Raw genomic sequence first — 11,497 nt, 5'->3', positions numbered from 1 at the left:
AACTTCGCTCAAAGTTGGCTGGGGCGCATTATCGCTCGCAAGCCTATCAAACTCGCGGCAGTTGCCTTGGCAAACAAAATGGCAAGGATCATTTGGGCGGTGATGACGCGCGAGGAGACTTATCGACCGGCATAAGTATCTATCGCCAGGATCAGCCGAATCCTGACGGTGGTGGTGCAACGGCGCTGAATGGAAAGATGACGCGACAGTTGTTAGACGAGATCGGAACACCCAGTAGACTTGTAGGCGCTTCGAGCGCGAGAGCTTGTTATGGACCCGATCCGCGAATCTCATCTGGGCCGGCGGCCAAGTATGCCGCCTTTATGTAGGCCGGACACATGCAAGCTGCCGACTTTCGCGCATCACTCAAAAAAGCCTCTTGCATCACGGGAGCCATCCACACATGCAGGTCTCGATCAGCGACGCGACGGTCGCCCAGTTCTCCGCTCGAGCATCGTGTCCGGCAAATGACCACGCAGCTCCGCCTGTATCCGATAAAGCTCGCTGATATTGCCGCCATCGCCCATAAGGTCAGAGCTCCCTGATGTACTTCACCAACTCTCGATAGCTTCCCCGACCACTTTCCTTCCGTTACAATCTCTTTCGGATGTAGAGGAGTTCCGCCATGAGCGAAGACGCCTTCAACATGTCGATCCGCAAGTTCCTAAAGGAAGTCGGCGTGACCTCGCAGCGTAAGATCGAGGAGACGGTGCGTAACGGGCAAATCGACGGCAAGAAGCTGAGAGTTCGCATGACGCTGACGGCCGAAGGCAGCGGCCTCAACCACGTGGTGGAGGGTGAGATAGAACTTCCATAGGCCGGGGAATTGATTAAGTGACGTCGACCGGCCGTCGGCGCCCTCCATTTGATGCTCGCTCGCGGCTGCTTTGCTAGAGTTGGAAGAACTAGAGCCGAGCAACAGGATTTTTGAATCCACTCTACGCTACAACTTGAACTAAGGCCCGATGCTGAAGACGAGATTCCAGTCGTCGCTAGGTCCACATCAGATCAGCGAAAGATGTCGTGAGAAGAGCCATCCCGGCTATGACCAGCACCGCCGCCATGATGCGGGAGACGTTCTTTCCGGCAGGAGCGAGCTTCTCCACGGCTACATAGACTGCGATGGCGGCGATCCACCAGATGTTCATGATCCCGCCGACGAACAAAAGCATCATCAATGCCCAGCAGCAACCGATGCAAAATCGACCGTGGACCAGGCCCATGCGGAATGCAGCGGCCCTGCCCGTCCGGCGATGGCGGATGAGCGCCTCGACTGGACCCCGGCAGTGATCGAGGCATGCGGCTTTGACGGGCGAAAGTTGGTACAGCCCAGCGCCGATGAGGACTGCCGCGGCCAAATAGCTGGTCGCAAGGTTCATATACATGGCGGACATCAAGCCGCTTGCGGCAAGAACACCTTGAACAGAGGTCGCCACAAGGCTGAACGCGGCCCACATTGCCAGGTAGCCGGCAAGAAATTCGAGCGCCCCCCGCGCGCCACGGTCTCGATGAAGCGCTCCATAGAGCAGGATGGTCGGCGCCGCGCTCGGCACCATCATGGCGACCATCATCAGCCACCACATGGCGAAAACGATCACACCATAGCGCACCGACCACGCTTGGGGGCTGATCATGTCGTCGGTGCCCGCAAGCAGCGCCCCGCCGGGTCCGGTCTCGACGGACATCTCCACGGGAGACATGCCCGTCCGCGCTCCGTCGAGGATGTACCAGGCGGACAGGGCAACGCAGAGCGCTAGCGACACGACCACGATGGCCCGGTCGCGTCCGAGGATACGTTCGACTGTTGGCTGCGCCATGGGTGTTCTCAGGCGGCGTGTTCGATGACGCCCTGGCCGTTCATGTAGACCCGGCAGATATGGGCGTGGCTATCCTTGTTGTTTTCGAGCGACATCATGCCGAATGTCCTGGTCGTGCCGCTGGCAATCTCGGCCACCCGGTATTCGAAGCCATGCGGCAAGTTGATGCGGGCGCGGTGTTCGGCTCCGGTGATGGGATTACGGATAGGCTGGATGTCCATTTCAAAGACATCGAGGACCCGGACATGGCCCGTCCGCTTCTCGACGTCGACCTCCAGATCGATCGGCTTGGTCAAAACGTCGAGCTTGTTCGGAGACATCTTGCTGAACACCCAGAACATGGTCGCCATATCCTCGGTGTCGCCGCCGGAGACGATGGTCGCGACGGCGTCGCGTTGTGCCGGAGTGGCACTTGAATCCACGATCAGTTGGACCGTCCCGTTCCCGAGATGGATCGGACCAGGCCATTTGGCGGTGAACGCCATCTTCACGCCGTCCAGCCTAACATCGCCGTAGAAACCCGATTTGATGGCGAATCCCACCGCAGCCTCGCAGTTACCGTTCGTCGGCAGCGAGTTGAACTGACAGGGGCATCCGGAGCTGCAATTGCAATTGGTGATCGCAAGCGCATCGATCTCCCAAGGCGTCATGACAAAGCCTCCCCCGTTGATCTAAATGACCGCTAATAAAGATATCACTAATTTAATGTTCGCGGTAGGGTATGACGATCGCCGGCGCGCAGGAAGAGATGTGTGCGCTGCCGTCGGAAGTTGCCTCTTCTCCAGACCGGGTACGAGTTCACGAGGCGCAGGCGGTCGCCTGCTGCCGATACCCCATTGCCATTGAACGCGCGGGACATGACGCTCGCGAAGGGGGCCGTCAAGGCCAATCTACCAGGTGGACGCTTCGCTTGTCCTAGCTGCTTCTTGCGGCTCAAGTCTTCGAAACAGCGCGGTCCGTCGCACCCGCCCTGACGAGCCCATCCCGCATGTGCTGCACATTGGAATCCTGCGCGTAATGCAGGGTGGAAAGAAAAGTCTCAACGTCGAAATCCGACGCGAGTGCTCGCACCTTCTTCAAATGGGAGCGCGCGCTGTCGGCGTCGCCACGCCAGCCGTGGCAGGCCGCGGCAAAGGCATGCTGTTCATGATCCATCGTCGACAAGCGCTTGAACGCCTCGAGCGCCTCGTCATACTGTCGGGCTGCGAAATGGGCCTTTGCCAGGTGGCTCCAAAAGCGTTCGGGATGATGGGGGTTGAGCCGCATCGCCTTGCGTATCCAGTCCATGCCCTCTTCCGGCCGCCCGAGCCAGGTAAGAAGTTCACCTTGCTGCACGACGACCAAGTCGTAATTCGGATTGAGGGAAAGAGCCCTTTCCTGATGATATTGCGCCTCCGAAAGCTGGTTGCTGCTGACGCGGACTGCGGCGAGAATGCGGTGCACGTCGGCATCGTTGTCGTCGAGAGCCAGTGCCTTGTCGAGTTCGCTAGTCACCTGCTCCCAGGTGGCGTCCTTGTCTTCGCACCAGCCGTGCACCCACGCCTGGCCAAGGATGCACGCTCGCCACGCATGGGCGTGGGCGTATCCGGGGTCGAGTGCAATTGCTTTGTCGATGAAGGCCTGGGCCTTCAAATTGTCCTCGGCTGTGCTTCGGTGATGTAAGACCTTCGCGGCAAGGGCACATTCATAGGCGACCATGTTCGACGGCTTCATCCTGGACAAGTGGTCGCGCTGGGCCGCCTCGACGCGTCCGGGAAGTGTGGCCGCGATTGAGGCCGTCACCTCATCCTGAATGGCAAAGACGTCGTCGAGCTTACGATCATACTTGTTGGCCCAGATATGTGTGTCGTTGACCGCATCGATCAACTGAACGGTGACGCGCAGCCGGTCTCCGATCTTTCGCACGCTGCCTTCTACAAGGTACTGGACTCCAAGCTTCTCGGCGACTTCACGCACATTGGTCGATTTATCCTTGTAGACGAAGCTGGAATTTCGGGAAATCACGAAGAGCTCGTGGTGGCGAGAGAGTTCCGTGATGATGTCCTCAGTCAGGCCGTCGGCGAAGAACTCCTGATCGGGATCACCGCTCATGTTGTCGAACGGCAGCACCACGATTGATGGCTTGGTGTTCGTACGTCGCCTCTGAGACGTTTCTTTCACCGCCGGGTGAGCAGCAATTTCCTCATCGATGCCGATGCGATAGAGCCGCACCGGGCGGCTGATGTTCTTGAGCACCTTTTCGCCCAAGTCTTCGATCGATACTTCGAGCCGATCGGCGATCTGCGCCGCAACCGCCGCTGTGATGCAAATGCCGCCGACGTCGGCGAGCTGTTCGACCCGAGAGGCGACATTCACTCCATCGCCAAAGATATCGCCGTCGTCGAATATGATGTCACCAACATTTATGCCGATCCTGAACTCGATCCGCCGGTCCGTGGCGACGTCGGAGTTGCGCCGCTTCATGCGCTGCTGTATTTCGACGGCACAACGCACCGCGTCACTCACGCTTTGAAACTCGACCAGCATACCGTCGCCCGTCGTCTTGATGATACGACCATCGTTCTTGGCGACCGCTGGATCAATCAATTCAATTCGGTGGGTCCGCAGGCGGGCAAGCGTGCCTGCTTCGTCGGCTTCCATGAGTCGGCTGTAACCCGCCATATCGAGCGCCAGAACTGCAGCGAGCTTCTGTCTCATGGAAGCACCAAGGGTAACGCATTGGCCAGACCGCAACATTTTAGCGGAATATGATGCGATCTCCTATCGAATTTGGCGTTCCTTCATGTTCGAGGCGACATCGACGCCGTCAGCTCTGGCAGGAAAGCGAAAGCTTGCTCCGGTCCTCCTGACCGACGGAAACAATGCCCAGAGTGCTGTTTTCGTCTGCTCCGTCACTTCGAGTTGGACTGCTTTGCCTTCTTCCGAATGAAGATGCTGATCGGCTATCCAACCACAGTTCCTCGACTCTTGCGTGACGAGGTCCCATATACGCAGCTTGTTATCGATGGAAGCAGGAGCGCCCGCCCCATCATTTGTGCAATCGCCTCTTTTGCCCGCGCCCAGCTCGCTGTAGGAGTGTCCTGCCGCGAACGGCCATATTGGGGTGAAGACCCTTCTGAGAAACAGAGGTGAATGTGCCGCAATCGATTCGACATCCCGCTCGAATGGTACCGATTGCTTTCCTGGCCGCCATCGCGATAGGCACACTGCTTTTGATGCTGCCGATCTCTCGCAGCGGACCGGCCGGTGCGCCATTCCTCTCCGCCCTGTTCACGGCGACCTCAGCCGTTTGCGTGACAGGCCTCATCGTCCACGACACGCCCCATTATTGGTCCGGCTTCGGACAGGGCGTCATTCTCGCGCTGATCCAGGTCGGCGGTTTCGGCATCATGACCGGGGCAACTCTCCTTGGGCTGCTGGTCACAAAGAAACTCCGGCTGTCAAATCTCCTGGTGGCGCAAGCCGAAACCCGGAGTTCAGGCCTTGGCGATGTCAAGAGCGTGCTGCGGCTGATCTTGACGGTTACTCTCGCTGTGGAGGCGGTTACCGCACTGGTCCTCATGCTCCGCTTCCATTTCGGCTATGGGCTCCCTTGGCTGGAAAGCTTCTGGCACGGCCTCTTCCAATCGATCTCCGCATTCAATAATGCCGGCTTTTCCACCTTTTCGGACAACCTGATGGGCTTTGCGGGCGATGTGGCAATCCTTGGTCCCATTATGCTTGCAGTGGTCATCGGCGGCCTGGGTTTCCCCATTCTCTTCGAACTGCCGCAGGGTGTGCGCGATCCCTCGCGATTTTCCGTTCACGCCAAGATCACGCTTGTCGGCACCGCTATCCTGCTCATAGTCGGATTTGTTGCGGTTGCCGCCTACGAATGGACCAATCCGGCAACTCTGGGCCCGATGAGCTTGCCCGACAAATTGCTCAACGCCATGACCCATTCGGTGATGACACGCACCGCCGGCTTCAACTCGGTCGACGTGGGCAAGATGACCACCGAGACGCTGACGCTGAGCAACGCACTGATGCTGATTGGCGGCGGAAGCGCCGGCACGGCCGGCGGGATCAAGGTCACGACCTTCATGCTTCTCGGTGTCGTTGTCTGGGCTGAAATCCGCGGAGATGCGGACTCGAACATATTCCGGCGCAGGATCGGCCGGCATGTGCAGCGGCAGGCGCTTACCGTGGTCCTCCTGGCGCTCGGTGCCATTGGAGCCGGCGTGCTTTTCGTCCTGAGCGTCACGCATTTTTCCCTTGAAGCCGTCCTGTTCGAGGTCATCTCGGCCTTCGCTACCGTCGGCCTCTCCACCGGCATCACCGCCGATCTTCCGCCATCGGCGCAATTGGTGATCGTCGCCTTGATGTTCGTCGGAAGGGTTGGCACCATCACGGTGGCGAGCGCCCTGGCGCTCAAGGAAAGATATGTCCCCTACCGCTATCCAGAGGAGCGCCCAATCGTTGGCTAAAAATTCGGCTTTCACGGGTGACGGCGTCGTTGTCATCGGCCTTGGCCGTTTCGGAACTGCGGTCGCGCAGTCCCTCGTCCTCCTTGGGCACGACGTCCTCGCCATGGACGAAAGCGCCCAGCTGGTGCAAGACTGGTCCCATCGGCTGACCCACGTCGTCGAGGCAGACAGCACGAATGCCGACACGTTGAGAAAGCTCGGCGTACAGGATTTCGCCCATGCGGTAGTCGCGATCGGGACCGACCTTGAAGCAAGTGTGCTGACGGTCCTCGCGCTCTCCGAGCTTGGCGTGCCTGATATATGGGCGAAGGCGTTAAGCCCGAACCACGGACGAATTCTCGAGCGAACCGGAGCACACCACGTCGTCTATCCGGAAGCGGCGATGGGCGAGCGTGTTGCCCATCTGGTGACGGGAAAGATGATCGATTTCATCGAGTTTGATGACGGCTTCGCAATTGTGAAGACCACCGCGCCCGCCGAAGCAACGGGAAAGACGCTGAGCGAGTCGGGGGTGCGCACGAAGCACGGGGTGACCGTGGTGGGGGTGAAGAGGCCTCATCAGGACTTCACCTATGCGACGCAAGAGACGATGGTCGAGCGAGGCGACCTGCTGATCGTCTCTGGACCAACTGCCATGGTCGAGAAGTTCGCAGCATTGAAATGACCGAATGCTTGTTCAGGATGAGAACCGAACGGTGCGGGGCCTGACGAGCTGTCGAAGGATAGCGTCGATCCGAGTTGCGTGTCTCCCTGACAGCCGCTTCTGGCGCAAAGCGGTCATATTGCTGCTCTTGAGCGGACTTGAGCCAGCAATCCTGAAGAAACAAGTCCCTGCTCCCCCGAAATCAATGAGTTGAGGCGACATCGACGCCGTCATCAACGCCATCGAGCTGCCCCGGAGCAACGGACCGGCCGAAGGCCAGATCAACCGTCTCAAGCCTCAAGCACGCAATATGGTCGGGCAGGTCCAGAACTGCTGAGGGCACGAATGCTACCACCGCTCCACACGAAGTGAGGAAGACCCGGCTAACTCAACGACATAAGCCCCATTCTGCGAACGAGCATGACGTGGCGCGAATGTTTCAGTGTGCGACGCCTTGTTCCTCGTGTGCTCTCACGACGGCGTCCGCTTCCTTGCCGTATAGCTCCTCGAAGTGATCGAAGGTCTTGGAAAAGTAGCCAATGCCCTGCGTCGCCGAGCGCAGCGCCCGCGCCAGATCGTCAAGCGCGCCGCCCGGAACAAGTGCCCGGAAGATGTCCCATCCCTTGGCGGTTTCATCCCGGTCGAAGCCGAGAACCTGACCCTTGAGGGCGGAGACGATCTGGACGAGGCTCCCGGAATAGATCGACGGAATGTGAATTTCGCTGCGGAAGACCGGTTGCATCAAAACGGCCGACCCTTCCGAAAGCGCCTGTCGCACTCCCATTCTCGACGCGGTCCTGAAGGCGTGTTCCGAACTGTCGACGGCATGGTGCTGACCATCGAACAGCGTTACGCCGACATCGATGACCTGGAAGCCGAGCGGCCCTTTCTCCATCGCTTCGCGCGCGCCTGCTTCGACGGCAGGGATGTAGTTGCGCGGAACGACGCCACCCTTGACGGTTTCGCTGAAGGTGAAGCCCCGGCCGCGCTCGTTGGGACGAATGCTCAGCTTCACATCCGCGAATTGCCCGGCACCGCCGGTCTGTTTGCGATGCCGGTAGTGAACCTCGGACGGCTTCGCGATTGTCTCGCGGTAGATCGGGCTGGGCGTTCGATCGGTTACGTTGATGTGGAAGACTTCGGACAGGGTTCGGCAGAGATCGCGCAGATGTACCGGGCCCTGGGCGCGGACGAGCTGGGCGCCCGTGCCTTCCTCCTGCAAAACGACAAGACCGCGATCGGTCTCGGAAAGTTTTGCCAGCGTTTCGGACAGCTTGTTTTCATCGCGTTCGCTGCCCGGGACCAGGATCCTTTCAAGCATCGGCGTCGGTGGCTCGGTCCATTCGGGCGGGGCGACCGTCGCGTTCGACGTCAACAGCGACGGAACGGGCAAGTGGTCGGACTTGACCGTTGCGAAGACATCCCCCGGTGCAGGCGTGATCGCCGAGCTGGACCGTCCGTTTGCGGGATCCTGCACGGCGCCGAGGCTGGAGCCGCCCAGTGACGCGCCTTGCCGCAGTCCCTCACCAAACGTACGCACCAGCACCGTCTTGCCGATATTCTGACGATGATAGGCATGGAAGCTCACGGCGGTCAGCTTGTTTTCATCGACATTGCCCGCACGAGCCAGGCGCTGTCGAAGAGCCGTGACCTGCGGCGCCTCGTGGCGCAGCGCCTTCATCAGCCTCATCATGCCGTTGCCATGGCTTGCGGCACCGATCAGGACTGGAATGATCCTGTTTTCGCTCAGAACCCGTGACGAAATGGCATAGAGGGCGTCGCTGGGTGGCTCGCGATCTTCGATCAGCTCCTCGAGAAGCCAATCGTCGAATTCGGACAGGTGTTCCAAAAGCTCCGTGCGCGCCTCGTGCTCGCGCTCGGCGGCACTTTCGGGGATTGCGATCAGCGCCGAAGGCTGGCCTTCCCGGTAGCGCCACGCCCGTTCCGAAATCAGATCGCAACTGCCTATGATCCTGTCTCCCTCGCGGATCGGGATCTGGCGAAGCAAAAGCGTGTGGTTGGCGTAGTCCTGAAGCGCGGCGATCACGTCCCTCAACCGCCCTCTCGGTTCGTCCATTCGGTTGACGAAGAGGATGCACGGCGTGCCCGAGGCTTCGACTATCCGCAGATAGGGCGCGGCGAGCACAGCCTCCTCGGGTGCCGATGAAACACACAGGATGCAGGCGTCGCTGGCAAGAAGCGCGTGCTGCACATGCGCCAAGGCTTCGTTCGGTCCCGGCGCATCCAGCGCGCACCACGCCTCGTTTCCAAAGGTGAATTCTGTGAGGTTCAGTCCATAGGGGGAGCTGGATTTTCTCGGTGTTCCCCCCAACGAGCCGAGCTTTTCCACGACTGTTGATTTTCCCGTCTGCGAGGGTCCAAGCACGGTAAAGCAGCGCATCGGCATTCCTCCAACTGCCATAAACACAATTCTCAGCCATCATAGGATGCCCTGAACCGCTGCAAGGCGCCAGAGGGGTTCAGTTTCACAACGTTTGACCTAAAGACGTAGGAGATGTTCTTCAGTTGCCGGCGGGGCTGACCGCAGGGGCTGCAGACGCATCCAGAACGATCCATCCAGAGCCTCTGACGCTACTCGCGCAAGTCGTCAGGCGTGAACTTGCCGGCTGCCGCGCCAACCCGGCGGCAAGCGCATCGCGTTCATCGATACCATGCAAGAGACCGCCATTGAGGCGCGGCTCGCGGTCAGTCCGGAAGAGGAATGAACTCACCACGATCGCCGATCGGAAGGTCGAAGCGTCCCTCCCCCCATTTTCCGGCTCGCCACTCCGCCTTCGCTTCTTCGATACGTTCCTCCGACGAGGCAACGAAATTCCACCAGATATATCTGGGTCCTGAGAAGGTGGCGCCGCCGAGGATCATGATCCGCGCGCCTCCTTCACCAGCCGCCACCGTGATCCTGTCTCCGGGACGAAACACCATCATTTGCATCGCTGCGAACTCTTGCCCGGCGACGGAGATCGAACCGTCGACGATGTAGATCGCACGATCTTCATGCTCGTCCGGCATCGGCAGACGCGCGGCCGGCGCCAGTTCGACGTCCGCATAGAAGGTTTGCGAAAACATCCTGGCGGGCGCCTGCGCGCCATAAGCGCTACCGAGGATCAGGCGCGCCGAGATACCGTTATCCTCGATCATGGGCAGCGCGTTCTTGGCGTGATGTTCGAATGACGGGGTCACATCCTCATGACTTTCGGGCAGAGCCAGCCATGTCTGGATTCCGAACAAGCTGTTCGGGCCGGTCCGTGCTGCGGCACTCGTGCGTTCCGAGTGAGATACGCCCTTGCCTGCGACCATCCAGTTCAACTCTCCCGGTCTTATGATCTGGTCGGCGCCGGTGCTGTCCCGATGGTGAAAGTCGCCGCGATAGAGGTAGGTGACGGTGCCGAGACCGATGTGAGGGTGGGGACGAACGTCGATGCCCTGCCCGGTCAGGAGCTCGGCGGGGCCGGCCTGATCGAAGAAGATGAACGGCCCGACCATCTGCCGTTTCGGCGCGGGCAAAGCGCGACGGACTTCGAAGCCGCCGAGATCGCGAGCTCGAGGAATGATCAGCGTTTCAATCGCATCCATTCCCACTTGATCAGGGCAGCCGGGTTCGATGGCGGGGTTCCAACTCATGTACTACGTCCTTCTGGTGGCGTTTTGATCCGATGCGTTTGCCTTGGGGTCCACAGGAGACGGAAGCTCACAAGCTACAGTCTGCGCGCGCGCCGGTCTACGTCCGCATGATCGGTTGCGCCAAGGCCAGCGAAAAGCTAGGGGCGGTCGGCTGTTTGATCGCCGGCCCGAGCGAGGACGTGATTGGCGAGCGAAGGCCGCTCCCGGCTTTCGCTCGCCAACGCGTAACCCGATTACATTCCTGTGCCGGTTTTGGGCACTGGGGTGTTGAGCAATTGCTGCTCCCACAGATATGCAATCCCGCTACCGCCAACATGCTGGACGATGACATCTGTGATCCTTGCCGCCTGTTCGGCACGAGCCCAGTCGCGCTGCCATTCGGCTGCGAGCGCCAACCAGGTCATCATGTTGACGCCGGCTGCGATCATGCGCTGGATTGCGACCTGGTGCGCCTCGACCGAGACTGCGCCCGAGGCGTCGGTAATCACCGTGACGTCCCAGCCTTCGCCCGCAGCCTGAATTGCCGGCATGGCGACGCATACCTCTGTCCAGAGACCCGCTATGATCAGTTGCTTGCGGCCGGTCGCCTTCACGACGTCGACGACCTTCTGATCCTGCCAGGTGTTGATGAGCGTCCGGTCGATGATCTCCTGGCCGGGAAACACGTCCGCGATCTGGGGGAACAGGTTGCCGCCGCGCTCTGCGATCACCGTGGTGAGGATCGTCGGAACGTCGAAGGCTTTGGCCGCCTTGGCCAAACCCACTGTGTTGTTGACCACCATTGTGGGCTCGTGGCTGTTTACGTTCGCGAGCTGATAAGGCTGATGGTCGATGAGAACGAGCACCGAATCTTCGGGACGCAGGAGAGAGTTGAGGCCGTTACGAAAGGTCATGGAATATCCTGGGTTGGCGGTTCGTCGAGGCACATG

Annotated in this window: 9 protein-coding genes and 1 pseudogene; 4 read left to right on the top strand and 6 right to left on the bottom strand. The window is 59.9% G+C overall.

What is annotated here, in order from left to right:
* Together GA0061105_RS33425 and GA0061105_RS19325 are read left to right on the top strand one after the other, a co-directional pair.
* Positions 1-135, top strand: a pseudogene (locus GA0061105_RS33425) (IS110 family transposase); the annotation flags it as partial.
* A 490-nt stretch (positions 136-625) separates the two neighbouring features.
* Positions 626-817, top strand: a complete 192-nt coding sequence (locus GA0061105_RS19325; RefSeq protein WP_064692131.1) for a DUF6494 family protein — start codon at positions 626-628, stop codon at positions 815-817.
* 175 nt (positions 818-992) lie between these two features.
* On the opposite strand, the gene GA0061105_RS19320 is transcribed toward GA0061105_RS19325, so the two are convergent.
* The 3 genes from GA0061105_RS19320 to GA0061105_RS19310 form a co-directional block, all read right to left on the bottom strand.
* Positions 993-1,817 (bottom strand): DUF2182 domain-containing protein, encoded by an 825-nt coding sequence (locus GA0061105_RS19320; RefSeq protein ID WP_092752245.1) that lies wholly within the window; start codon positions 1,815-1,817, stop codon positions 993-995.
* Positions 1,818-1,825: 8 nt separating this feature from the next.
* On the bottom strand, positions 1,826-2,467 hold the full coding sequence (locus GA0061105_RS19315; RefSeq protein WP_092752243.1) for a DUF1326 domain-containing protein: 642 nt from the start codon (positions 2,465-2,467) through the stop codon (positions 1,826-1,828).
* Between the two features lie 283 nt (positions 2,468-2,750).
* Positions 2,751-4,514: an adenylate/guanylate cyclase domain-containing protein gene (locus GA0061105_RS19310; protein WP_092752241.1), complete on the bottom strand. Its 1,764-nt coding sequence runs from the start codon at positions 4,512-4,514 to the stop codon at positions 2,751-2,753.
* Between the two features lie 431 nt (positions 4,515-4,945).
* On the opposite strand from GA0061105_RS19310, the gene GA0061105_RS19305 reads away from it, so the two are divergent.
* Together GA0061105_RS19305 and GA0061105_RS19300 are read left to right on the top strand one after the other, a co-directional pair.
* Complete coding sequence (locus GA0061105_RS19305; protein ID WP_342587649.1) at positions 4,946-6,283, top strand: TrkH family potassium uptake protein; 1,338 nt, start codon at positions 4,946-4,948, stop codon at positions 6,281-6,283.
* Positions 6,276-6,947: a potassium channel family protein gene (locus GA0061105_RS19300; protein ID WP_208601667.1), complete on the top strand. Its 672-nt coding sequence runs from the start codon at positions 6,276-6,278 to the stop codon at positions 6,945-6,947. The genes GA0061105_RS19305 and GA0061105_RS19300 overlap by 8 nt, the downstream gene beginning before the upstream one ends.
* Before the next feature lie 418 nt (positions 6,948-7,365).
* Here the strand turns inward: GA0061105_RS19300 and GA0061105_RS19295 are convergent, their stop codons facing one another.
* The 3 genes from GA0061105_RS19295 to GA0061105_RS19285 form a co-directional block, all read right to left on the bottom strand.
* Positions 7,366-9,327, bottom strand: a complete 1,962-nt coding sequence (locus GA0061105_RS19295; RefSeq protein ID WP_092752238.1) for an elongation factor G — start codon at positions 9,325-9,327, stop codon at positions 7,366-7,368.
* 305 nt (positions 9,328-9,632) lie between these two features.
* A complete protein-coding gene (locus GA0061105_RS19290) occupies positions 9,633-10,568 on the bottom strand; it encodes a pirin family protein (protein ID WP_064692120.1) in 936 nt (311 codons plus the stop codon).
* Positions 10,569-10,801: 233 nt separating this feature from the next.
* A complete protein-coding gene (locus tag GA0061105_RS19285; protein WP_064692118.1) occupies positions 10,802-11,461 on the bottom strand; it encodes a hydrolase in 660 nt (219 codons plus the stop codon).
* Between the last annotated feature and the right edge of the window lie 36 nt (positions 11,462-11,497).

The sequence above is a fragment of the Rhizobium aethiopicum genome, assembly GCF_900094625.1.
Classification (GTDB): domain Bacteria; phylum Pseudomonadota; class Alphaproteobacteria; order Rhizobiales; family Rhizobiaceae; genus Rhizobium; species Rhizobium aethiopicum.
The sequence above is the reverse complement of the archived record's forward strand: the minus strand, read 5'-3'. Positions and strand labels throughout refer to the sequence as shown.